Source organism: Streptomyces sp. NPDC008092 (assembly GCF_042957285.1).
GTDB lineage: Bacteria > Actinomycetota > Actinomycetes > Streptomycetales > Streptomycetaceae > Streptomyces.
In genome coordinates, this window is record NZ_JBIBHY010000009.1 from 31,830 (window position 1) to 55,514 (window position 23,685).

21 protein-coding genes are annotated in these 23,685 nt (G+C 73.4%); 9 read left to right on the plus strand and 12 right to left on the minus strand.

The window, feature by feature from the left end; translation table 11 throughout:
• Positions 1–51: 51 nt before the first annotated feature.
• From ACFZB3_RS28100 to ACFZB3_RS28140, 9 genes are all read right to left on the minus strand, one after another.
• Entirely contained in the window at positions 52–1,068 is a 1,017-nt protein-coding gene (locus tag ACFZB3_RS28100; RefSeq protein WP_391379894.1) for a dihydrodipicolinate synthase family protein, read from the minus strand.
• Positions 1,068–2,681 carry an FAD-dependent oxidoreductase gene (locus ACFZB3_RS28105; protein WP_391379896.1) on the minus strand — a complete coding sequence of 538 codons (1,614 nt, stop codon included), beginning with the start codon at positions 2,679–2,681 and terminating at the stop codon, positions 1,068–1,070. The genes ACFZB3_RS28100 and ACFZB3_RS28105 overlap by 1 nt, the downstream gene beginning before the upstream one ends.
• Positions 2,678–4,834 (minus strand): trehalase family glycosidase, encoded by a 2,157-nt coding sequence (locus ACFZB3_RS28110; protein WP_391379899.1) that lies wholly within the window; start codon positions 4,832–4,834, stop codon positions 2,678–2,680. Before ACFZB3_RS28110 ends, ACFZB3_RS28105 begins: the two co-directional genes overlap by 4 nt.
• Positions 4,831–5,655, minus strand: a complete 825-nt coding sequence (locus tag ACFZB3_RS28115) for an ATP-binding cassette domain-containing protein (protein WP_391379900.1) — start codon at positions 5,653–5,655, stop codon at positions 4,831–4,833. The genes ACFZB3_RS28110 and ACFZB3_RS28115 overlap by 4 nt, the downstream gene beginning before the upstream one ends.
• Positions 5,652–6,683, minus strand: coding sequence for an oligopeptide/dipeptide ABC transporter ATP-binding protein (locus ACFZB3_RS28120; RefSeq protein ID WP_391379902.1), 1,032 nt, complete (start codon positions 6,681–6,683; stop codon positions 5,652–5,654). Before ACFZB3_RS28120 ends, ACFZB3_RS28115 begins: the two co-directional genes overlap by 4 nt.
• Positions 6,680–8,221, minus strand: coding sequence for an ABC transporter substrate-binding protein (locus tag ACFZB3_RS28125; RefSeq protein ID WP_391379904.1), 1,542 nt, complete (start codon positions 8,219–8,221; stop codon positions 6,680–6,682). The genes ACFZB3_RS28120 and ACFZB3_RS28125 overlap by 4 nt, the downstream gene beginning before the upstream one ends.
• Positions 8,222–8,327: 106 nt before the next feature.
• Positions 8,328–9,206: an ABC transporter permease subunit gene (locus ACFZB3_RS28130; RefSeq protein WP_391379906.1), complete on the minus strand. Its 879-nt coding sequence runs from the start codon at positions 9,204–9,206 to the stop codon at positions 8,328–8,330.
• Entirely contained in the window at positions 9,206–10,132 is a 927-nt protein-coding gene (locus ACFZB3_RS28135; RefSeq protein ID WP_391379909.1) for an ABC transporter permease subunit, read from the minus strand. The genes ACFZB3_RS28130 and ACFZB3_RS28135 overlap by 1 nt, the downstream gene beginning before the upstream one ends.
• Positions 10,129–11,283, minus strand: coding sequence for a substrate-binding domain-containing protein (locus ACFZB3_RS28140; RefSeq protein ID WP_391379911.1), 1,155 nt, complete (start codon positions 11,281–11,283; stop codon positions 10,129–10,131). The genes ACFZB3_RS28135 and ACFZB3_RS28140 overlap by 4 nt, the downstream gene beginning before the upstream one ends.
• Before the next feature lie 177 nt (positions 11,284–11,460).
• Between ACFZB3_RS28140 and ACFZB3_RS28145 the strand changes: the two genes are divergently transcribed.
• The 6 genes from ACFZB3_RS28145 to ACFZB3_RS28170 all read left to right on the plus strand — a co-directional run bounded on the left by ACFZB3_RS28145 (position 11,461) and on the right by ACFZB3_RS28170 (position 16,975).
• Entirely contained in the window at positions 11,461–12,345 is an 885-nt protein-coding gene (locus tag ACFZB3_RS28145; protein WP_391379913.1) for a phytanoyl-CoA dioxygenase family protein, read from the plus strand.
• A gap of 7 nt (positions 12,346–12,352) precedes the next feature.
• Positions 12,353–13,261 (plus strand): helix-turn-helix domain-containing protein, encoded by a 909-nt coding sequence (locus tag ACFZB3_RS28150; protein WP_391379915.1) that lies wholly within the window; start codon positions 12,353–12,355, stop codon positions 13,259–13,261.
• A 180-nt stretch (positions 13,262–13,441) separates the two neighbouring features.
• Positions 13,442–13,873: an OsmC family peroxiredoxin gene (locus ACFZB3_RS28155; protein ID WP_391379917.1), complete on the plus strand. Its 432-nt coding sequence runs from the start codon at positions 13,442–13,444 to the stop codon at positions 13,871–13,873.
• Between the two features lie 126 nt (positions 13,874–13,999).
• Entirely contained in the window at positions 14,000–14,893 is an 894-nt protein-coding gene (locus ACFZB3_RS28160; RefSeq protein ID WP_391379919.1) for a helix-turn-helix domain-containing protein, read from the plus strand.
• A 305-nt stretch (positions 14,894–15,198) separates the two neighbouring features.
• Positions 15,199–16,107, plus strand: coding sequence for an MBL fold metallo-hydrolase (locus tag ACFZB3_RS28165; RefSeq protein WP_391379921.1), 909 nt, complete (start codon positions 15,199–15,201; stop codon positions 16,105–16,107).
• 79 nt (positions 16,108–16,186) lie between these two features.
• A complete protein-coding gene (locus ACFZB3_RS28170) occupies positions 16,187–16,975 on the plus strand; it encodes a TIGR03086 family metal-binding protein (protein WP_391379923.1) in 789 nt (262 codons plus the stop codon).
• 210 nt (positions 16,976–17,185) lie between these two features.
• Here the strand turns inward: ACFZB3_RS28170 and ACFZB3_RS28175 are convergent, their stop codons facing one another.
• The gene (locus ACFZB3_RS28175; RefSeq protein WP_391379925.1) at positions 17,186–17,413 is read right to left on the minus strand and encodes a hypothetical protein; all 228 of its coding nucleotides are present in this window, start codon (positions 17,411–17,413) and stop codon (positions 17,186–17,188) included.
• A gap of 1,328 nt (positions 17,414–18,741) precedes the next feature.
• On the opposite strand from ACFZB3_RS28175, the gene dhaK reads away from it, so the two are divergent.
• From dhaK to ACFZB3_RS28190, 3 genes are read left to right on the plus strand one after another with little or no spacing between them, the layout of a single operon-like run.
• A complete protein-coding gene (gene dhaK, locus ACFZB3_RS28180) occupies positions 18,742–19,734 on the plus strand; it encodes a dihydroxyacetone kinase subunit DhaK (RefSeq protein ID WP_391379927.1) in 993 nt (330 codons plus the stop codon).
• A 59-nt stretch (positions 19,735–19,793) separates the two neighbouring features.
• A complete protein-coding gene (gene dhaL, locus ACFZB3_RS28185; RefSeq protein ID WP_391379929.1) occupies positions 19,794–20,393 on the plus strand; it encodes a dihydroxyacetone kinase subunit DhaL in 600 nt (199 codons plus the stop codon).
• A complete protein-coding gene (locus tag ACFZB3_RS28190) occupies positions 20,386–20,796 on the plus strand; it encodes a PTS-dependent dihydroxyacetone kinase phosphotransferase subunit DhaM (RefSeq protein WP_391379931.1) in 411 nt (136 codons plus the stop codon). Before dhaL ends, ACFZB3_RS28190 begins: the two co-directional genes overlap by 8 nt.
• A 56-nt stretch (positions 20,797–20,852) precedes the next feature.
• Here the strand turns inward: ACFZB3_RS28190 and ACFZB3_RS28195 are convergent, their stop codons facing one another.
• Positions 20,853–21,890 carry a cytochrome d ubiquinol oxidase subunit II gene (locus tag ACFZB3_RS28195; protein WP_391379933.1) on the minus strand — a complete coding sequence of 346 codons (1,038 nt, stop codon included), beginning with the start codon at positions 21,888–21,890 and terminating at the stop codon, positions 20,853–20,855.
• Positions 21,887–23,317, minus strand: a complete 1,431-nt coding sequence (locus ACFZB3_RS28200; RefSeq protein WP_391379936.1) for a cytochrome ubiquinol oxidase subunit I — start codon at positions 23,315–23,317, stop codon at positions 21,887–21,889. The genes ACFZB3_RS28195 and ACFZB3_RS28200 overlap by 4 nt, the downstream gene beginning before the upstream one ends.
• Positions 23,318–23,685: the final 368 nt, after the last annotated feature.

Here is a 23,685-nt window from a genome sequence, read left to right on the forward strand (position 1 = left end):
GGCGGGACGGAGGGAGCGCGGACCGGAGAGGGCACGGGCGCGGACCGGGGATCAGGCACGTACGAGATGCGCGTCGAGGGGGGCGAGCAGGTCGAGCAGCGCCTTGCGCTCCCCCTCGGAGCACGGGGTGAAGGGCGCCGCGGCATGCGGCGGGCACAGTCCGCGCCCGGCCAGGACGGCCTTCACCGCCGGGACGCCGGGGCGTACGGTATGCAACGCCAGTACCTGGTCGAGCAGTTGCTGCGCGCGCCGCGCGTCCTCGTCCCGGCCCTCGCGGTGCGCCCGGCACAGCTCGACGGTCACCGCGGGCGCCAGGTTGGCCACCCCGAGGACGACACCGTCGGCCCCGAGCCGCAGCGCGTCGAGCGCCTGCCGCTCCGCGCCCTGGCTGACCCCGAAGCCGTCGCGCCGCCGGGCCGCCGCGAGGGCGTGGCCGAACAGCGCGCGGTCGCCGGAGCTGTCCTTGATGCCCACCAGGTGCGGGAGGGCGGTCAGTTCGTCGAGCAGGGCCGGGGTCAGCGGGTTGCCGTAGCGGGGGGCGTGGTAGGCGACGACGGGGACGCCGAGTGCGGCGAAGGCGGCGTAGTGGGCGACGATCTCGTCGTGCCGGTGGTGGAAGTAGATCGGCGGGCTGAGCACCAGGGCGTCCGGCTCGGCGCGGCGGACGGCCTCCGCCCGGGCCAGCGCCTCGGCGGTGCCGGGGGCCGTGACGTTGACCAGCACCGGTCCGCCGCGGGTGAGTTCACGCCAGCGCTCGGCCACCCCGAAGGCGAACTCGCCCAGTTCCGCCGTGGGCAGCAGCGGCCCCTCGCCGTTGCTGCCGAAGAGCATGAGGCCGCGGGCGCCGGCCGCCGCGACCGCGCCGAGCAGGGCGTCGGCGGCCGGGGCCGAGGGGTGTCCCGGCCGGTCCATCGGGGTGACCAGCGGCACGACGACACCGGTGAGCAGTTCGCGTCCGTCGACGCGCGGTCGTCCGGCTGCAGCGCCGTCGTGGCTGGTCGCGCCCCGCGGCGGAGCCGCATGTCGATGCAGCCCCGCGCCCCTCCGGGGCGCTTCAGGACCACCCATCAGTACCCCCTTACCTCGGGCCAGGCCAGTTCCACCCCGGCCCGGGTGAGCTCGTCCTGGAAGCGGTGCAGCTGATCGGCGTCCTCGTACACCTGCTCCACATCCAGCCGGTGGTCGAGGCAGTACGCCGCGAGCGACCCGGCCGCCTCGCCGATGTTCCACTCGACGGGGTGCAGCCGGTAGCAGCCGTTGGTGATGTGGGTGGTGCCGATGTTCTTGCACACCGGCAGCAGGTTCCGCACCCGCACGGGCAGCAGGGCGCCGAGCGGGATCTGGAAGGGGCTGCTGGCCACGTCGATGTAGGTGTCGCCGCCGGTGGACGGGTGCAGGTCGATCCGGTACATCCCGATGCCGACCGAGTCCGGGTGGCGCACCGCGCCGTGCTCGCCGCGCACGGCGAGGGACAGGTCCTGTTCGACGATCCGGCGCCGGGCGACGATCCGGCGCGACTCCCGGATGTAGGGCGCCTTGGCCAGCCCGTCGGAGGTGCCCAGCACGTCGCCGCGCAGCCGCAGTCCGGGCCAGCCGGTGCCGCCGTCCGGACGGGGGGCCTCGGTCTGCAGCCAGTAGAGCATGCTCAGGCTCAGCTCCCGGGCCGCCGCCAGGTGCCGGTCCCGCTCCTTGTCGTCCACCCCGATCAGCGGGCCGGGCAGGTAGTCGATCATGGGCCAGTTGACGATGGTCACGTCGCTCGCGGCGAACCCCGGCCGGTACAGCTTCCGGGAGAACACCCGGCGGAACTCCCACAGTTCCTTGTCGCCCGCGTCCTTGCTCTGGTCGGCGACGACCGGTCCCGAGTCGGCGTTCGGGGTGAACCCGCGCGGTACGGTCTCCAGCGTCCTCGGGTCGGGGGCGCTGAGGCTCAGCAGCCGGTTCGGCCACTGCGGGGGGTGGTAGGCGGCCCAGCGGCCGTAGCCGGCCGGCCGGTCGACAGTGTGGTCCTCCCCGGCCACGTGGTCGACGGCGAACACCCAGGAGAACGCCTGCATGTTGGCCGGCTGCGCCTCGTCGGGTGCGCTCGGCTCCCCGGTGTCCCGCCGTGACTCGAAGCCCGTCACGTGTTCGGTGCCGGTCAGCGGCAGCAGGTCGCCGAGTTCCGTCGCGTCCAGGACGTACGGCGCCGACACCTCGGCCCGCGTGCCGTCGGGGCCCTCGACGACCACGGACCGCACCCGGTCGCCGTCCACGGCGGCGGCCACCGGACGGTGCCGGTACAGGATCCGCAGCCGGCCGGCGGCCAGGTACGGCGCGACCATGGCCTCCAGGACGGCGGCGCCGACCCGGGGTTCGTGGCACAGCGGGCTCACCCGCCCCTCGCCCGGGTTGAGGTACCGGCGCCGCCTGGCCTCCTCGGTGAGCGGGTACCAGGTCCGGTAGTGGTCCCGGATCGCCTCGCGCAGCGCGCGGTAGGTCCGGGTGGCACCGAACTGCTCGATCCAGGCGTGCTCGTCGGGCGGTACGCCCTGGCTGGTGAGCTGGCCGCCGATCCAGTCGGTCTCCTCGGTGAGCAGGACCGACCGGCCGCGGTCGAGGGCGGCCAGCGCCGCGGCCACCCCGCCGAGTCCCCCGCCGACGACGAGGATGTCCGCGACCGCCGATGTCGGCGTACTCATGCGCCACTCCCTTCCTGCGGGTCACCGGCGCCGTGCGGACCGAAGCCGAAGCTCCGGGGTGCTCCCCGTACGTCCACCGGCACGGGCGGGCCGCCGTCCGGCGGGGTGACGAGCAGGTCGCCGCTGCCCTCGGCGGTCCCGGTGACGCGGTCACGGGTCCGCCGGTAGTCCCGTACGACGACGCCGGGCGCCATGTCCAGCAGCGCACGTCCGTCGAGGCGGACGGTGAGCCGGTCGGCCGCCCGGACGTCGAGGCGGCCGTCGCCCAGCGGCAGGTTGCCCAGTTCGGCCGGCTCGCCCGGGTGGGCGAACCGCCAGCCCTCCGGGCGCGCGTCGGCCAGTTCGCCGAAGGCGAGGTACGCCAGCAGCCCGCCCCAGGCCATCAGCCCGTCCGACCGCTTCCGGAGGTTCGTCAGGTTCTCGCCGTCGAGGGCCGGGTAGTTCTCCCGGACGTGGCCGTGCTCGTGCCACTCGTGGAGGAACAGCCGCAGCAGGTCCCCCACCACCGGCCGGCTCAGCCCGGTCAGCCCGTACCGCCGCAGCCCGCGTACCGCGAGGTACGCCATCGGCGCCCAGATCCGGCCGCGCCAGTAGGTCGCGGCGAAACCCGGGTCGTTGCGGGCCACGCTGGGCAGGGGCCGCACGCCGCCGAGCACGTCGGGCCGCAGCAGGTCGGCGGCCACCGCCGCCGCACGGCCGGGTTCCGGCAGGCCGCCCAGCAGCGCGTACAGCATCGTCGGGGAGACGTGCGGATCGTGTGTGCCCGCCGAGGTGAGGTTGCGGTAGCCGGCGCGCTCGTCGTCCCACAGCAGCCGGTCGGCGACGGCCCGGGCCGCGGCGGCCTCGGCGTGCAGCCGGTCGGCCGTCGCGCGCTGCCCCAGGAGGCCCGCGATGTCCGCCAGCGCCTCGGCGTCGGCGATGTGCAGGGCGTTCAGGCCGACGTCGGCGAGGTCCATGGTGCGGGTCGCCGGGTCGTACCGGGCCTCGTCGTACATGGGCGAGTCGTCCAGGCCCGACTCGCGTCTGGCCCGGTCCAGGGTGGCCGACGCGGAGTCGCCCGCGACCGGGTCGGAGCCCCAGGCGAGCAGCCCGTGCGGTCCGCGGCGGGCCCGCGGCCACCAGTCGTGCCAGGCCAGCAGCGCCGGGAAGGTGGTGTCGAGGAGCGCCGTGTCGCGGGTCCCGGGCGCGAGACCGCCCGCCAGATAGGCCTGGTACACCGTCAGCGCGCCGACCGGCGGCTGCGAGCGGTCGTCGGTGCGGCCCCTGTCGTCCGAGACCCGGTTCGGGATCATGCCGGCCCCGTCCGCGTACGGGAGGATCTGCTGGAAGATGCCGCGCGCGTAGTCCCGGTCGACGGCGGAGGCGGTGAGCCCGGTGAAGAACGTGTCCCAGGCGTGCAGGGCCCAGGTGCCGTAGAAGCCCTTGCGTCCGGCGCTGACGAAGTCCCGTGAGGTGGGGGTCAGGACGCGGCCGATGTCCGGGGCGTAGACGGTGTTCCAGGTGACGGCCCGGGTCAGGGCGTCGGCGGCGTGGCCGAGCCAGCCGGTGGAGCGGAGCGAGGTGCGTTCCGCGGTGCGGGCCGCGATCTGTCGTCGTTCGGCTGCCGGGCCGTTGTGGCTGGGCGCGCCCCGCGGCGGAGCCGCAGATCGATACGGCCCCGCGCCCCTTCGGGGCGCGAGCCGTACCTCCACGGCGCCGTCGAAGGCCAGCACCAGCGCGCCCTCCGGGCCCTCGATTCTGCGGGCCGGTGCCGAAGTGGTGACCGTCCAACGGATGCCGCCCACGCAGACGGTGGCGGCCAGGTCCGTCTGCTGCTCGATGCCGTCCAGGCCCTCCACGGACAGCACGACCACCCCCGTGCTCTCGGCCAGCACATCCAGCACGTCCCCGGGGCCGCCCGCGAACTCCAGCCGCAGCCGGTGGCCCGCCGCCCGTACCGTCACCTCGGCGTAGCTGCCGTCCACGGTGTGCGGGCCGAGCCGTTCGAGGCCGTCGCGCCAGGTGAACCCGTCGAGCACCGGGCCTTCGGGGCCGAGGACGCCGAACCGCACCCGCGGTCCGTCCGGCAGCCGGTTCATGCCGGTGTGGGTACGGACGTCCCAGGTGTTCCAGCCGGTCGGTGCCGGAGTCACGGCACTGTGCCGCTCGTTCATACGACCGCCTTGCCGTCGGCGGCGCCGTCCCCGGGCACCGCGTCGTCCAGGTCCAGGGCCGCGTCCAGCAGCGCCCGCGTGTACGCGTGGCGCGGCGCGGTCAGCACCTCGCCGGTCCGGCCCTCCTCCACGATCACGCCCCGGCGCATCACCGCCACCCGGTCGGCGATCTGGTGCACCACTCCCAGGTCGTGCGAGATGAACAGCATCGCGAGCCGGTGCCGCGCGCGCAGGTCGACGAGCAGCCGCAGGATCTGGGCCTGGACCGAGACGTCGAGCGCCGACACCGCCTCGTCGCAGACCAGCAGCCGGGGCCGTACGGCCAGCGCCCTGGCGATGCTGACCCGCTGGCACTGGCCGCCCGACAGGTCCCCCGCGCGGCGCGCCGCCACCTCGGGGTCGAGCCCCATGTCGGCGAGGAGCCGGTGCAGTGCCTCGGTGCGGTCGCCCTCGGGTGCGGTGACCGGGTGGGTGCTCCAGACCTCGCCGATGACCGCGGCGACCGTCATGCGCGGGTTCAGCGACGAGCGCGGGTCCTGGAACACCATCTGCACCGCACGCTGCAGTTCGGGCGGCCGGTGCCCCGCGCGGCCGAGCGGCCGTCCCTCGAAGGCGACGGTTCCGGCACCGGGCCGCAGCAGTCCGGCCACGCACCGGGCGACGGTCGTCTTGCCGGAGCCCGACTCGCCGACCAGCCCGAGTGTCTCCTCGGCCGCCACCGACAGGCTCACCCCGTCCACGGCGACCTGGCCGCCCCGCCGTCCGCCGTAGCCGACGTACAGGTCGCGGACGTCGAGGAGGGTGTGTTCTCGGGTGCTCACGGCTGCGGCACCTCCTCGGCGAAGTGGCAGGCGCTCCAGCGGCCCGGCAGGACCTCCCGCACCTGGGGCCGCTCGGCGCGGCACCGGGCGCGGGCCAGGGGGCAGCGCGGATGGAAGGCGCAGCCGGCCGGCCGGTTCGCCGGTGTCGCCGGGGCGCCGGGCAGCGGGTCGGCCAGTGCGGTACGGGTCCGGACCGCGGGCACGCTGCGCACCAGGGCCGCGGTGTAGGGATGGGCGGGCCGCCGCAGGACGGCACGGGCGGGCCCGTGTTCGCAGACCCGTCCGGCGTACATCACCACGACCCGTTCGCCGACGTGCGAGACGACCCGCAGGTCGTGGCTGACCAGCAGCATCGCCAGGCCGTCCGCGGCCTGGATGTCGGCCAGCAGCCGCAGGATCCGGGACTGCACGGTGACGTCGAGCGCGGTCGTGGGTTCGTCGGCGAGCAGCAGCGCGGGGTTTCCGGCCAGCGCCATCGCGATCACGGCACGCTGGCGCAGGCCTCCGGAGAGTTCGTGCGGGTAGGCCCGCAGCCGCCGTTCCGGATCCGGCACGCCGACCCGGTCGAGGAGTTCGAGGACCCGGCGTCTCACCTCGGCGCGCGGCAGCCGGTCGCGGCGCGGTATCTCGCCGACCTGGCGGCCGATCCGCTGGGTCGGGTTGAGGGCGGCGAGCGGGTCCTGGAAGATCATGGCGATCTCCCGGCCGCGTACCGCACGGCGCCGTGCCGGGTCGGCGGCGAGCAGGTCCTCGCCGTGCCACAGCAGCCGGCCGGCCAGGGTGGCGCCCTCGGGGGGCAGGCCCAGGACCGCCTGGGCGGTCATGGTCTTCCCGCTGCCGGACTCGCCGATCAGCCCCACGGTGGTGGCCCTCGGCACGTCGAAGGAGACGCCGTCCAGCACCCGGGTCCGGGTGCCGCGCGGGCCGGGCAGCTCCACCACCAGGTCCTCGATCCGCAGGACCGGCCCGTCCGTCGCGGCCACCGCTTTCCCGGCCCCGTGTTCGCGGGCGGTTCCGGCGGCGGTCACGAGCCGCCGGTCCGTACGCCGGCGAAGTCGGGCAGCCCGCTGGCGTCGGGGACGAAGCCCTTCAGGTCGCTGTTCCAGGCGTAGGCGATGCTCACCGACATCGGGTACATGCCGACCGCGTCCTGCCAGATGATCTTGCTGGCCCGGCCGTAGAGGTCGGTGCGCTTGGCCTTGTCGGCCGTCGCGCCGGCCGCCGCCAGCAGGCCGTCCAGCTGCTTGTTGCAGTAGCCCATGCGCTTGGCCGCGCAGGTGTAGAGGCGGCCGAGGTTGCTGGCCGCGTCGTAGCTGGGGGTGGCGAGCTGCTGGAAGTTGATGTCCCACTTGAGCGCGAGCAGGTCCTCCGTGAAGACGGCCTGCTCCTTCTCCAGCGCCTCCACCTGCACGCCGACCTTCTGCAGGTCCGAGACGACGGCCTGGACGAAGGGCTTGAACTCGTCGTTGGCGAACTGGAGCCGGAGCTTCTTCGAGAAGTCGAATCCGGCCGCGGTGAGGGCCGCCTTGGCGGCTGCCGGGTCGTAGGCGACGGCGGGCTGCGCCACGTGGCCGAGGACGACGCCCGTCACGGGTGCGTCGGCCGCCTTGCCAGTGTCGGGATAGAGCTTGTCGATGATCGTCCCGAAGTCGACGGCCTGCCAGATGGCGCGGCGCACCTTCGCGTCCTTGAGGGCGGGGATCGAGGAGTTGAACCACATAGTGAACTCGGCGCTGCTCGGCACGGTCTGCACCGTCAGGCTCTTCTGGCCCTTCAGGGAGGCGAGTTGGTCGTCGGGGATGCCCCAGACGACGTCCACCTCGCCGGTGCGCAGCGCGGTCATGCGGGCCGCGAGTTCGGGGATGTTCCGGATGGTGACCTTGCCGAGGGTGGGCTTCGTGCCCCGGTACTTCCTGTTGGGCACCAGGACCAGCGACCCGCTCGGGGTGAACGCGTCGACGGTGAACGGCCCCGAGCCGACGGGGTGGTTGAAGAAGGCGGTGTCGTCCTTGCCGACGCCCGACGGGAGGACGTAGAAGGTGCCGAGCTTGCCGGGGACGGACGCGTCGGGCGCCGGGCTGTGCAGGACCACCTCGGTGGCGGAGACCTTGGTCATCGTGTCGCCGGGGAAGTTGCCCGCGTTGGGGCCGTTCAGGCCGATCATCCGCTGGAAGGAGGCGACCACGTCGTCGGCGTCGAGCGCGGAGCCGTCGGAGAAGGTGACGCCGGAGCGCAGCGTGAACGTCCAGCTGGTGACGGACTTGTCGGGTTTCCAGGAGGTGGCGAGGTCGCCTTCGAGGGTACCGTCCGCGGCGGGTTTCACGAGTCTGCTGAAGATCTCCTGGGCGGCCAGCTGGGTGCCCGTGGAGGCGCCCTGGGCTCCGTGCGGGTCCAGGCTCTCGATCGGATAGGTGCCGGCGACCGTCACATCTCCCGAGGCGGAACCGCCCCCGTTGTCGTCACCGCCGGTGGTCGTCGAGCAGGCGGCGAGGAGCGCCGCGCCCGCCGTGGCGGTGGCGGCGAGCCGGATCAGCCGGCTCCGCCCGTGCTCACGCGTCCTGGTCATGATGGTGCTCCTCTCGATCGAGGGTCGGTCGGAGTCAGCCGGTGGGTGAGGCGCTGTGCGTCGCTGTGCGTTCGTACGGCGGGCCGGGGGTTCCGGCAGGGGGGCGCTAGTAGGGGCGGCCGCGCCCGTAGCGGGCGGTCAGCTGGTCGCCGAGGATGCCCACGTTGACGATCAGGAGGGACAGGGCGATGCCCGGCAGGGTGGAGATCCACCACTGCGTTTCCAGGTACTCCTTGCCGTTGGCGATGGTCTGCCCCCACGAGACGGTGGACGGGGGCAGCCCGATGCCGAGGAAGCTGAGCCCCGCCTCCGCCAGCACCACCAGGGCGAATTCGAGCGTGGCGAGGGCGACGACCGGTCCCGCCGTGAACGGCAGCACGTGCCGGACGAGGACGGTCCGGCCGGGCACGCCCAGCACCCGGGCGGCGTCGACCCAGGGCCGTTCCCGGAGGGAGAGCGCAATGCCCCGGGTGACGCGGGCGAAGCCGATCCAGCCGGTCGCCGAGAGCGCGACGACGACGAGCAGGGCGCTGCGCTCGAAGGCGCCCGCGATCACGATCGCCAGCAGGATCGCGGGGAAGGCCAGCAGGACGTCGAAGACCCGGGCGAGCACGGCGTCGGCGACGCCCCGGAAGTAGCCGGCGACGGACCCGAGGAGAACCCCGACGAGACCGGACAGCGCGACCGTGGACACGCCGATGAGCACCGCCGTCCGGGCCCCGTAGACGATCTGGGCGAACATGTCGCGGCCGAGCCCGTCCGTGCCGAGCCAGGCCGTGCCCCCGGTGGACACCTTGGCGCCGGGGGCGAGCAGCCGGTCGTCCAGGGAGGTGTGCACCGGGTCGTAGTGGATCAGCAGCGGCCCGGCGACGGCCACCAGCAGGTAGCAGCCCACGACCACGGCGGGGACCCGGGACAGGAGCGAGCGCGGTGCCCGCCGCGGAGTTGCCGCCGGCTTCCCGGCGGCGACGGCGAGGTCGGCCATCAGACGGCTCCCGTCCGGATCCGCGGGTCCAGTTGGGCGATGAGCAGATCGGCCATCAGGTTGAGTACGACGACGATGCCGGCGATGAGCAGGGTGGCGCCCTGGACGACCGTGTAGTCGCGGTTGGCCACCGCCTCCACCACGAGCGATCCGAGACCGGGCCAGGCGAACACGTTCTCGACGATCACGGCGCCGCCGACCAGCGCCCCGACCTGGACGCCCACCACGGTCACCACCGGGATCAGCGAGTTGCGCAGGGCGTGACCGAACAGCACCTGACGCTCGGTCAGCCCCTTGGAGAGCGCGGTCTGGATGTAGCTCTCGCGCATCGTCTCCGCGAGGCTGGTCCGGGTCAGCCGGGCGATGATCGCGACGAACGGGAACGAGAGGGTGACGGCGGGCAGCACCAGGTGCTGGGGGGTGCCGACCCCGGAACTGGGCAGCAGCCGCAGGGTCAGGGCGAAGACCAGCACCAGCATGATGCCGATCCAGAACGTCGGGAACGACTGGAGGGCGATCGTGCAGGCCGAGACCACCCGGTCCAGGAGGCCGCCCGGCCGCGCCCCGGCCAGCATGCCGAGCGTCAGTCCCACGACCACCGCGATCACGGTGGCCGTCACGGTGAGGTCGACGGTGGCGGGCAGCCGGTCGAGGACCGCGCCCATCGCGGACCTGCCGAGCCAGTGCGACTGGCCGAAGTCGAGCCGGCAGACGTCGCCGAGGTAGCTGAGGTACTGCGCCCCGAGCGGCCGGTCGAGGCCGAGCGAGGAGTGCAGCTGGTCGATCTGGCTGCGGGTGGCGTCCGGGCCGAGCAGGACGGTCGCCGGATCGCCGGGGGCGGCCCGGACGATGAGGAAGATCAGGGAGGCGGCGCCCCACATCACGAAGACCCCGATGAGCAGCCGGTGCACGATCATCCGGATCATGTGCCCGGCCCCCAGCCACCGGTGTGCGCCGCCGGTGCCGCCGGCACCGGTCCGACCGAGTCGCCCGCCACGAAGGCGCAGGGCACGGTCAGCTGCCGGGGTTCGGGAGTCTCCTGGTCGAGCAGCTCGACCAGCACCCGCACGGCTTCCCCCGCCATCTGGGCGCGGGGCAGCGAGAACCGGGTCCAGTCCCGTGACTGGGGTGTCCAGGACGGCGGGTCGCCCAGCAGGGCCAGCGAGCAGTCCTGCGGGAACCGGACCCGTGCCGTGCCGGCCAGCGTCGCCAGCGCCCCGGTGAGCCGGTCGTCCTCGGTCGGCTCGACCAGCAGCGCGGTGATCCCGAGTTCCTCGATCCACCGTGCCAGCCGCTCGGCCGTCAGGTCCGCCGGATCGGGCAGGCTCCGGACCAGCGTCTCGTCCACGGCGATGCCCGCGTCGGCCAGCCCGCGCCGGTATCCCTCCTCTCGGTCCCGGGTGGGTTCGCTGTCCTCCGGAGCCCGCAGGTACAGGATCCGCCGGTGGCCGAGCCGCGCCAGCTCGGCGACGAGGGCCGCGGTCGCCGAGACGTAGTCGGCGGCCACGTAGGAGAGTTCGCCGTCGTCCACCTCGCGGCGTCCGACGAAGACGAACGGGAAGTCCTCCCGGACCAGCGCGGACAGCTCCTCGCGGCGGACGTTGCGGCCGAGCAGGACGCAGCCGTCCGCGATCTTCAGCCGGTTGGTGCCGCCGGCGTAGATGGACCGCTCCGGCCCGGGCCCACCGGCAGCACCCGTGGCGCCGCCCGTGCTCGCGGCACCGGCCGGGCTCCCGCCCGAGCAGAACAGCAGCAGGTCGTAGCCCTGCCGTGCCGTCTCCTCCTCCACGCCGAGCAGGAACGGGTAGTAGAAGTCGCGCTGGTCGGTCGGGAACACCGACTCGAAGGTGTAGAGCCCGAGCAGCCGGTTCCGGCCGCCCTTCAGGCTGCGCGCGGCGACGTTGGCCGCGTAGCCGAGTTCCTCGGCGGCCGCCAGCACGGCCCGCCGGGTCGGCTCCGCGATCTGCGCGCTCGCCGCGCCTCCGCTGATCACCAGCGACACCGTCGCCTGGGAGACGCCGGCGCGCCGGGCGATGTCCCGTTGGGTGGAGCGTCTGCGCCGTTCGGGAGGGGCCATGAGCACTCCCAGCTAATACGTATTAGCAAGTGCCGAATGACGCTACTCGGATGCGACGAAAGCCGTCAAGACACGTGAACGCCCTTTGTCAGGCTTGTTTCTGACAGATGATCGGATCCTGCGCCGTGACCGGATTCGCCATCCCCGTGCCCGGGTGAGCCATGGCACGCGGACCCGATGTCCACGAACATCGGGGACATGGCCGACAACACCGTCGACGACAGCCTCGCGTCCCGCTTCGACCGGGACGGCTACGCGGTGCTGCCGGACGCCCTGACACCGCAGGAGGTGGCGGAACTGCGGGCGGAGACCGTGCGGATCTGCCGCGGCCACCGGGGTGCCGTCGAGGGGGCGCCGCCGCCGGTCGCGGGCGAGAGCGACGACGAGACGGTACGGCGGTTCCTGTGCGTGCACTATCCGCACAAGCTGTCGGCGCTCATGCTCGGCACCATGCGCCATCCCGCCGTCGTCGGACCGCTGACCGAGGTGATCGGGCCGGACGTCAAGGCGATGCAGTCGATGCTGTTCGTCAAGTCCGAGGGGAAGCCCGGCCAGGCCTGGCACCAGGACGAGATGTTCATCCCCACCCGGGACCGGTCACTGACCGCCGCCTGGCTCGCCCTCGACGACGCCACCGTCGACAACGGCTGCCTCTGGGTCCTGCCGGGCTCGCACCACCCCGGCGTCATCTACCCCAACCGGCAGCACGACGACGCCCGTTACGACTGCACGGTCGAGTCCTACGGCTTCCCTTACGACGACGCCGACGCGCTCCCGGTCGAGGTCTCCGCGGGATCGGTGCTGCTCTTCAACGGCTATCTGCTGCACAGGTCGCTGCCCAACACCGGCCGGCGGGGCTTCCGCCGGGCCCTGGTCAACCACTACATGAGCGCCTCGTCCCTCCTGCCCTGGGCGCCTCCCGAGGCCGAAGTTCCCATGGCCCAGGCCGACTTCCGGGACATCGTGCTGGTCGCGGGCCGGGACCCGTACGCCTACAAGGGCACCGCCGACGTGCGCAGGCCCCGGGTGCGGCGCGACCGGTCCGGGGGCTGTGACAGGTGAGGCCACCATGACGGACCGCGTCCCGCCGCCGACCCCGGCGCTGCTGTCCCGGCTCGGTCCCGCCGTCGCCGACTACCCGCCCGGTTCGGTCTTCGGCCCCCGGGACGCCGCGTCGTACGAATTCGTCTGGCTGCTGCACGGCAGCGCCCGCTGGGTCTGCGGCGGCCTGACCGTGCCCCTGAGTCCCAGCTCGCTGCTGCTGGTGCGCCCCGGTATGCGCGACACCTTCCACTGGGACGCCCGCCGTCCCACCCGGCACGCGTACACGCACTTCCGGCTGCCCACCGCCCCGGGGGACCCGGCACCCACCGACGACACCGGCTGGCCGGTCGTCCGCGACCTGACGGGCCGGGGCGACCCGACGGCCGCGCTCTGCCAGTACCTGCTGACGCTCGGCGCGGCCCGCCCGCCGGGCTGGGAGCGGCACGCCGAGGAGACTCTGCGGCTGCTGCTCCTCACCTTCGTGCACGGCACCGGCACCGGCCCACCGGCGCTCCCGGAGCCGCTGCTCGCCATGATGGCCGCGGTCCGCCGCCACTGGTCGGACGGCGTCGCCCGCCCGCTCCCCCTGGAGCGGCTGGCCCGGGCGGCCGGCGTCTCGGAGAGCACCCTGTCCCGGATCTGCCGGCGGCACCTGGGCGTCAGCCCCGTCGCCGGGCTCGAACGGCTCCGCCTGGCCAGGGCCGAGCCGCTGCTGTGGCTGAGCAACCTCTCGCTGCGCGCCATAGCCCTGCGGTGCGGCTTCCCCGACGCCTACCACTTCTCGCGCCGGTTCCGTGCCGTCTACGGCATGTCCCCGAGCGCCTTCCGCAGGGTGCCGCCCGAGGCGGCCCCGCCGTCCCCGGTCGCCGACGGCGCCCTGTCCGCGCTCCAGGCCCTGGTACCGTCCCCGCACGCGGGGTCGCCGCAGCTATGACCTGGTCGCGGGCGCCCGCGCGGAGCCGGGCGGGCGAGATCGCCGGGGCGCAGGGGGCGTGGCAGTTCGCCGGCGGTCGCTGCCGATCACCTGTACAGGTGATGTCGCGGGCCCCCACCGTCGGGAACGATGCCGGCATCGGCGGCTTCGCCGACCCGACCGTCCACACCAGGAGGACCCATGCCCGTCTCGAAAGCACATGCGACCTGGAACGGCGACATCCCCAGCGGGTCCGGGACCTTCGTCGCCGGTGACAGCATCACCGGGGGCGTGACCTACAAGTCCCGCTTCGAGGGCGGCCCCGGGTCGAACCCGGAGCAGCTCATCGGTGCGGCTCATGCCACCTGTTTCTCGATGGCACTGGCCAGCACTCTGGCGAACGCCGGCTTCCCCGCCGAGTCCATCGACACGGACGCCTCGGTGACGCTGCGGCCGGTCGACGGCGCTCCCACGATCACGAGGATCGAACTCGTGACCAGGGGCAGGGTCCCCGGGATCGGGGAGGCCGAGTTCCGCGAGTTCGCCGCGTCGGCCAAGGCGAACTGCCCGGTCAGCCGTGCGCTGGCGGGTGTCCCGGAAGTCACCCTGCAGGCGACTCTCGCCGACGGGTGAGGCCGACGGCGGATCGCCGGTCCGGCGGCCACGGTCGGTGCGGTGGCGCACCGACCGGGACACCGGTGATCGTGACCGCGCCCGGTTCCCCGGCGTTCACACCGCCGCGGTGGTATCACTGGAGGCATGGACCAGACCGGTGAGCTGGGTGATTTCCTGCGCTCACGCCGGGCCCGCGTGCGCCCCGACCCCGAGGACGGCGGAACGGCATCCGGCAGCGGTACCCGCCGGGTCCCCGGGCTGCGCCGCGAAGAAGTCGCCCGCCTGGCCGGGGTGAGCACCGACTACTACGCCCGGCTCGAACAGGGCAGGCACCCCCACGTCTCGGAGACGGTACTGGAAGCGGTGGCCCGCGCCCTGCGCCTGGACGACACCGAACGCGGCTACCTCCTCGAACTCGCCCGCCCCCGGACACCCGGCACCGACCGGCACCGTCCGGGTCCGGTTCCGCGGCTGCGTCCGGCCGTCCACCAGATGCTGGACGTCCTCGACGACGTCTCGCCGGCCCTGGTCCTCGACCATCGCACCGACGTCCTGGGCGCCAACCACCTCGCCAAAGCGCTGATCACGGACTTCGACGCGCTGCCGTACCGCGACCGCAACCTCGCCCGGTACGTCCTGCTCCACCCCGCCGCCCGCGACCTGTACCAGGACTGGGAGGACATCGCGGAGGCGATCGTCGCAAGTCTGCGGCTGGCCGCCGGCCGCCACCCCGACGACCGGCTGCTGAGCGAACTCGTCGCGGAACTTTCCGTGACGGTTCCCGAGTTCCCCGCCTGGTGGGCCGGTCACCGCGTCGACCAGTGCGCCCACGGCACCCGCCGCCTCAAGCACCCCGTGGTCGGCGAACTCACCCTCTCCTACGAGATCCTGGCCCTGCCCGCCGACCCCGGTCTGAGCATCTGCCTCTACACCGCGGAACCCGGTTCGGCCTCCGCGGAGACGCTCCGCGTGCTCGCCGCCTGGAGCGCCCCGGCGGGCGTACCCGAACGCGGTTCTTCCGAGGCGCCCTCGAACTGAGCACCGCGAAAATCCCGCTCATCCCGCTCATCGGGCTCATCCCGGCATCCCCGCGCCCCGCCTCCCCCTCATCCGGTCACCGCGGTGAGCGACAGTGCCCACAGGCGTTGAGGCCGCGACCAGCACGCCGGTCGCGGCACCCTGGGCGATCATCCTGTGACGGTCCGCTGAAGGTGGACCACTCGGACCTAGGTTCGGCAGGGCGCCCCTGAGCCGCCCACACACCGGCACAGCGGGTCATGCTGGCCGAAAAGGGGACGATCTCCTCCGGTGAGGCAGCCGGAGGACACCCGAAGGAGATCACCATGACCGAGTTCGCGCCTGTGCCCGACTTCGCCCTGGGCCCGGACATCCCGGAGTCCGGGTATGTCGTCGAGGACCTGGGCGGAGGTGCCCACTTCGTCACCCAGGGGATGGTCAACACGATGTTCGTGGAGACGCGGAACGGCGTCGTCCTCGTGGACGCCTCGCCGTTCCTCGGGGAGCGGCTGCTGGAGGCGATCGAGTCGGTCACCCCCAAGCCTCTCACCCACCTGATCTACAGCCACGCGCACGCCGACCACATCGGGGCGGCTCACCTGCTGAAGCGGAACGGGCTGAAGATCATCTCCCATGAGATCACCGGCGAGTTCATCAAGGAGGTCAAGAACGACGACCGGCGCCCGCTGCCCACCGAGACCTTCAGCGGCCGGCGCAAGGAGATGGACGTCGACGGCGTACGGTTCGTCCTCGACTACACGGGAGACTGGCATCAGGCCGGCAACCTGTTCATCCACCTGCCGGAGCTGAAACTCATGGGAGCGATGGACAGTTTCAGCCCGAAGAGCGCGCCGTTCTTCCGGCTGTACTTCTCCGCGCACGTGCCCGCGTACTTCGACGCCATGGACCAGTTGCTGGAGTACGACTACGAGACCGTCGTCACCGGCCACATGGCGCTGCCCGGCACGCCGGAGGACGTGGCCACGAACCGGGAGTACATACGGGACCTGCGCGCCGCAGCTTCCGAGGCACTGCGCACGGTCGACATGAAGGAAGCCGCGGCGGCCGCCAAGGTGCCGGCGAACAACAGGCAGGCGGAGATCAAGGTCTGGATGGACGCGGTCACCGCCCGCGCGGCCGAACTCATGCCGTCCTGGGAGAAGCGCCTGGGAGGGACCGACATCTTCCTCGCCGACAACCTCAACGCCACCGCGTGGAGCGTCTTCATCGACTAGGGATCCGTGCTCTTGCCCGGCAGGCCGACGGGACGGCACCACTCGCCCTGGCCCGGGCCATGAGAAGGAGGGACGCGCCATGCTGCCGGCGACGAGGGCACGGGAGTTGACGCAGAGTATCGAGCTGGTCGTGGACGTGGTCCGCGCTGTACCGGTCGACCGGTACCGCAATCCGACGCCGTGTTCGGCGTGGACGGTGAAGGACCTCATCAATCACATCACCATGATGCTGCTGATGACGAGGGACACGGGCGACCGCACGGCATCGGATCCGGGCCTGCTGACCGCGAACCCGGTGCCCCTCCTCGCCGAACGGCCGGAGTCCGAGTGGGCCCGGCTCCTGGCCGATTGTGCGGAACCGGCGGCCAGGGCCTGGTCCGGGCCGGCCGCGTGGGAGGGAGAGGCCGGCCTCGGCGGGCCGCCCATGCCCGCGAGCGCGCTCGGCGGGATCCTGGTCGCCGAATTCACCGTGCACGCCTGGGACATGACGGCGGCGACGGGGCAACGGCACACCGTTCCCGCGTCCTTGGCCGAAGCCGCGTTCGCGGTGTACTCGCGTGAGGCACCCCGCATGCGCGGGCTCGGCCTGCTCGGCGACGAGGTACCCGAGGACCCGGACGCACCCGTGCTCGACCGTGCGCTGGCCCTCAGCGGCAGAGACCCGCGATGGACACCGGCGGCGGGGCCCGCCCCCCCCCCCCCCCCCCCCCCCCCCCCCCCCCCCCCCCCCCCCCCCCCCCCCGCGGGCGTCGCGCCCCCGGCGCCCGCCCCCCCCCGGGGGCGCCGGGGGGGCCCCCCGCCCGGGCCACCCCCCGGGGGTGGCCCCCGGGGCGCGCCGGGCCGGCCCCCGCCCCCCCCGCGCCACTGACTCCCGCCGGCACCGCCGGCACCACCGGCATCACCGGCCGGCGGGGCTCCGCCGATCAGGGGACAGCATGCGGTGGCCAGACGCCTGATCACCCAGTCACCCATTCGAGTGAACGTGTCACCGGACGCACCCCGTGCGATGCCTGCCCCCCCCGGCGCGCCCGGCCGCGGCTGTGCCGCTGTGCCGCTGTGCCGCTGTGCCCGTGGCGGGCTACCAGATCAGGCACCAGTAGTCGCCATAGTGCCCGACGGCGATCCGCCGGACCTGCGGCACGAGGCTCGGGTTCGGCTGTCCCACGGCCGACAGCGAGCAGACCGGGTCGCCGACCACCTTGGCAGCCGCCATCCGCTTGGCGGCTGCCAGCGCCTCCGGGGACGTGACCCAGGTGGTCGTTCCCGGCGCATTGCCGGTGATCGTCGGGGCGGGGGTCACGGGCACCGGTGTCCGCGCGGGCTGCGAGGTGAACGGGGACGGGCTAGGCCGCGTCGTCGTGGGGGACGGCGAGGGCGGGAGCGAGGGCGGGGACGGGGTCGGGGTCGGCCCGTGCGGGGTCACGGTCGGTCTGGGCGTCTGCGTGGCGGGAGGTGCCGGCCTCGTGGTCGGCGTGCCGCGCACCGGCGGTGGTGGAGCCGGGGTCGTCCGGTGGGGCGCCGGCCGGGTGGCGGTCGGTACCGGCGGTACGGTCCGGGGCGGCCTGGGCGCGGCGGTGTGCGGGGGCTTCGGCGTCGCCGGGGCCGGTGAACTCGGGGCCGACGGCCGCGGCGAAGGGGACGGCGAAGGGGACGGCGAAGGGGATGAGGGGGACGAAGAGGGCAGCGACGGACTCGGCGTCGACGGCGAGGCCGTCACCCCGGGTGACGACGTCGCGTGGGGGGCACTACCGCCACCGCCGGACGACAGCAGCGCCCACGCCGCCAGACCGCCCCCCACGGCCACGACGGCCGCTCCGCCCACGATCCACGGAGCCCGCCGCGGTGGCTGCCGGTGCCGGTTCATGATTCTCACTGTCTATCCGATCGCCGACGGCCTCAAGCCGGAGCCCGAGCCGCCGCCCGCTTCCGGCGGCGTCCCCCGCCGGCGTGCTCCGGGCCCGGCAGGGCATGTGGCGGGCCGACCGTGCCCCCTTCCCGGAACTCATCTCGTGGCCGTCGTCCCCCGCACGAGCACGATCCGGCTGCGGCCGTCCGGGCATGCCCATCAGCCCCCGGCCGGCCCCCGGACACCTTGGCCGATCCGGGCAATGACTGCCGCCTGCCCCTCGACGTCCGCGCATGCCGCCCCGCCGCGACGATGCGCAGTCCGCGAGCAGCGCTCATCCGTGCGCGGTCATCGCGTCACGGGCGGGGCGGCGCCGCGAAGTCCACCGTGCCCGGGTGAGCGGCGAGTTCGGCAGCCGCCTGCCGAATGCGGGCCGTCAGGCCGACGGCGACACTGCGGCGGACCCGGCCGACGCGCGATCCCCGGCGTCACAGGCTGCCAGGAAGCAGCCTGACCCCTCCGCTTCGCTTCACGAGTCCGCCCAGGTGACCTTCGCGCGTTCAAGGTCGATACTGCGCTGAGGAGAACCACGCCGATCGCGGTCCCTGTCCCTGCCGCCACCCGTACTTGACGAACGGTCACCGAAGTCGGCACCGAGTCGGAACCGGCCCCGCTGCGACCCGCACCGGACCGCGGCGGGGCGCCGGGAGCAGGAGCCGGAGAAACCTCCTCCGGCCTGCAAAGGAGCAGGTCAGAGGCTAGCCTGGTAACGTATTTTGGAGGACGGCATGAGGATGCTGATCAACGTTCCGGAGACCGTGGTGGCGGACGCGCTGCGCGGCATGGCGGCGGCCCATCCCGACCTCACCGTGGACGTGGAGAACCGGGTGATCGTACGGCGGGACGCGCCCGTCGCCGGGCAGGTCGCGCTGGTGTCGGGCGGCGGTTCCGGGCACGAGCCGCTGCACGGCGGATTCGTGGGTCCCGGGATGCTGTCGGCCGCCTGTCCGGGCGAGGTGTTCACGTCTCCCGTCCCCGACCAGATGGCCCGGGCCGCGGCGGCCGTGGACAGCGGCGCCGGCGTGCTGTTCATCGTGAAGAACTACACCGGTGACGTGCTCAACTTCGACATGGCAGCCGAGCTCGCCGAGGACGAGGGCATCCAGGTCGCGAAGGTGCTCGTCAACGACGACGTGGCCGTCACCGACAGTCTCTACACCGCGGGCCGGCGCGGCACCGGCGCCACCCTGTTCGTCGAGAAGATCGCCGGCGCGGCTGCCGCCGAGGGGCAGCCGCTGGAGCGGGTGGAGGCCGTCGGGCGCCAGGTGAACGAGAACTCCCGCAGCTTCGGTTTCGCACTGAGCGCCGTCACCACTCCGGCCAAGGGCACCCCGACCTTCGATCTGCCGTCGGGGGAGCTGGAGTTGGGCATCGGCATCCACGGCGAACCGGGCCGGGAGCGGCGCGCCATGATGACGTCCGGCGAGATCGCCGACTTCGCCGTCAACGCCGTCCTGGAGGACCTGCCGCCGCGCAACCCCGTCCTCGTCCTGGTCAACGGCATGGGCGCGACCCCGCTCCTCGAACTGTACGGGTTCAACGCCGAGGTCCAGCGGGTGCTCGCCGAGCGCGGGGTGAGCGTGGCCCGCACACTGGTCGGCAACTACGTCACCTCCCTGGACATGGCCGGTGCGTCGGTCACGCTCTGCCAGGTCGACGAGGAACTGCTGCGGCTGTGGGACGCGCCGGTGCGGACACCGGCGCTGCGCTGGGGCATGTGAGGGACAGGCAGCACCCACCGGCACCGACCCGCGTCCGTACCGCTACGCAAGGAGATCCAGTGCTCGACGCCGACTTCTTCCGCCGCTGGATGGCGGCGACCGCCGCCTCCGTCGACCGCGAGGCGGAGCGGCTCACCGCCCTCGACTCCCCCATCGGGGACGCCGACCACGGCAGCAACCTCCAGCGCGGGTTCAAGGCGGTGGTCGCCACGCTGGAGAAGGACGCGCCCGCCACCCCGGGTGCCGTCCTGACGCTCGCCGGGCGCCGGCTGATCTCCACGGTCGGCGGCGCCTCCGGCCCGCTGTACGGCACGCTGCTGCGCAGCACCGGGAAGGCGCTCGGTGACGCGGCCGAGGTCAGCGAGGCCGAGCTCGCCGAGGCGCTGCGGGCCGGGGTGGACAAGGTCATGGCGCTCGGCGGGGCCGCGCCCGGCGACAAGACGATGATCGACGCCCTGGTGCCGGCGGTCGACGCGCTCGGCGACGGCTTCGGCGCGGCGCGGGCCGCCGCCGAGCAGGGCGCCGAGGCGACGATCCCGCTGCAGGCCCGCAAGGGCCGCGCGAGCTATCTCGGCGAGCGCAGCATCGGCCACCAGGACCCGGGCGCCACCTCGTCGGCGCTCCTCGTCGCGGGACTCGCGGAGGCAGCCGGTGAGTGACGGCAAGCTGGTCGGGATCGTGCTGGTGTCGCACAGCGCGGAGGTCGCGGCGTCCGTCGCGGAGCTGGCCAAGGGCCTGGCGGGCGGTGGCACGCCGGTACCGGTCGCCGCGGCGGGCGGTACCGAGGGCGGCGGGCTGGGCACCAGCGCCGAGCTGATCGCCGCCGCCGCGGCGTCCGTGGACCGGGGCGCCGGGGTCGCCGTCCTCACCGACCTGGGCAGCGCGGTGCTCACCGTGAAGGCGCTGCTCGCCGAGGGCGACGAACTCCCGGACGGCACCCGCCTGGTGGACGCCCCGTTCGTCGAGGGCGCGGTCGCCGCGGTCGTCACGGCGACCACCGGGGCCGACCTCGACGCGGTGGAGGCGGCGGCCGCCGAGGCGTACACCTACCGGAAGGTCTGAGCACTCCCTGGTCATGGCAGGGTCCAGCGGGCCTCGGAGGCGAGACCTGGCCGATTTCAGGAATCGCGGGGCGGCGGGGCCGGCACGCTCTCCTGCGGTGCCGGCCGGAGTCGTCCCCGGCCGGCGAGCAGGAAGAGGAGGGCCAGGGAGGGGAAGATGAGGAGCCCCGCGACGACGGCCACGCCGATCGTCACCTTCAGGGTGGCGTCCGGCGCTGCCGCGTCGGCGATCCGCAGGTGGGTGCCGAGGAGGTAGGGGTACTGGGCGACGCCCCAGCCGAGGACGACCAGCGCGACCGCCGCGGTGGCGAGCGCGCGCAGACCCGTACTCCGGTGGCGGAGCAGCAGGAGCACGGTCGTGATGCCGCAGAGCGCCGCGAGCACGACCAGCGCCAGGGCACGGTGGCCGAGCTGGTGGAACAGACGAGGGGCGTCCTGCCGGAGGACGAAGATGCCCGCGACGCTGACGGCTCCGGTCAGCACCGAGGCGAGCAGGGCCCGGTCACGGAAGCAGCGCTCCAGAGCGGGCGAACGCTGCTGCCGGGCGGCGACGTTCAGGTAGACGGCGCCGAGGTAGGCGCAGACCAGGACGGCGAGCACGCCGCCGAGCGCCGCCGTGGGATTCAGCCAGCTGCCGACGGCGTCTCCGTCGCCCCCCGTGGGCACCCGTCCGGAGGCGATTGCGCCGGCGATGGAGCCGAAGCAGTAGGGCGTCAGGACGGAGGAGGCCGCGAACGCGGCGCCGTAGACACGTTGTTCACCGGTGCGGAGCGTGGCCTTGCGGAAGGCGAAGCCGGCGCCGCGCAGGACGATGCCCAGGGCGGCGATGCCCAGGGGAAGGTACAGCGTGGTGGTGATGGCGGTGAACGCGGTGGGGAAGCCCGACCACAAAAACACCAGGCAGTAGACCAGCCACGTGTGGTTGGCCTCCCACACCGGGCCGAGCGAGGTGTCGATCAGGTGCCTCGGCTGCCGGCCCCGGTCGGCTCCGCCCGCGGTCAGGTCCCAGAAGCCCGCACCGAAGTCGGCGCCGCCCAGCAGGCTGTAGGCGACGACGCCGATGAACAGGAAGACGGCGACGAGGTTCGCCGTCACTTCTCGGCTCCCGTGGCCACGCCGGCGAGATCGGGGCCGGCACCGGGTCCGTAGGGAACGGCCACGCTGTCGCCGCCCTCGGTCTGCCACCGGCGTTTCATCGAGAGGAGCACCGTCGCGGCGCCCGCTCCCACGGCCGCGTAGATGACGAGGACCGCGGCGAACAGGAACCACAGGTTGCCGCGGGTGGTCGCCGCGTCCCGGGTGAGGAGGTATCCGACGACCGTCCAGGGCTGGCGGCCCACCTCGGTGACGATCCAGCCGGTCTCCAGGCAGGCCAGCGCGGCGAGACCGCTCACCGCGCAGCAGCGCAGGAACCAGCGCTGCGCGGCGATCGGACGACGCCGCCACCACAGCCAGAGGAACCACACGGCCAGCGCGAGCAGGGCGAAGGACAGCCCCACCATGACGTCGAAGGCGAGATGGACGGTGCTGACGGCCTGGTCGGACGGGCGTACCCGGGCCGGGATCGCGTCGAGTCCGAGGATCCGGGTGCCGGGCCGGAAGCCGGCGAGCAGGGACGCCATGTCGGGCAGGGGGAGCCCGTACCTGACGCGTCCGTCGACGAGGACGCCGCCCAGGGTCTCGGGAACGTGGGTGCCGGTGGCCGGCAGCAGTTCGACGGCCGCGAACTTGGCGGGCTCGGCCTGGAAGACGTACCGGGCGATGGTGTCCCCGACGACGACCTGGAGGGGCAGCGCCACGGCGGCGGTGACGAAGCCGGTGAGGAAGCCGGTGCGGTGGTAGCGGGACGTCCGCCCGCGCAGCATGCCGACCGCGTAGACGCTCGCCACCGTGAAGCCCGCGACGATGTAGGCGGCGAGCAGCATGTGGAGCAGTTCCCACCAGAAGGCCCCGTTGAAGAAGACCTGGGCGGGTCGTACGGCGACGACCCGGCCGTCGCGCAGCGTGACTCCGCCGGGCTGGTTCATCCAGCTGTTGGCGGCGATGACGGCCGCCGCGCCGCCGATGCTGGAGAGCGCCACCGGGACGCCGGTCCAGAAGTGCGTCCACGGCGACAGCCGGTCCCAGCCGTAGATGTAGATCGACACGAAGATCGCTTCGAGGAAGAAGAACAGCCCCTCGATCGCGAAGGGGAAGCCGAAGGCGGCGCCGAACCGGCCCATCAGGCCGGGCCAGAGGATGCCCAGTTCGAAGGAGAGGACGGTGCCGGTGATGGCGCCGACGGCGAACAGCACGGCGGCGACCTTGGACCAGCGCCGCGCCAGCAGCAGGGCCTCGGCGTCGCCCCGGCGCAGACCGCGGTGGTTGGCGATGAGCATCAGCGTGGTGAGCGCGACCCCGAAGGGCACCAGGATGATGTGGAAGCCCAGGGTGAAGGCCATCTGCTGACGTGCGGGGAGGAGCTGCGGCGGATCGCCGGCCGCGGCCAGGTACCGGGTGACGGCGTCCAGGGTGCCCGTCACGGCGCGCGCCGCCCCTCGGCTTCCGGCGGGCACCACACGCCGGGCGGCTTGCGGCCGGGATCATTCACGTCTGTAACTGTCATCACCTCGACCACCGCCGGGTTGAACGAAGTCCGTCGCTTCGGATCGCTGTACCCGTTTCGGGTACTGACGTGCCGTCACATCGGTGACCACCACCCCATCGGCCGACCCGGTGACAGCCCCCGGGCCGCGTCCGGGCTCGGACCGCACCGGGCCAGCCGGAGGTACACCCGCATTCCCCGCCACCAGGAACTTCGCGTAAGCGAATGCCGAAACCACCCCACCCACTGACCCCGCCCAGGCCGCACGCCTGCCGGGCAGCTGTCGATCCACGCATCAGGTCTTGA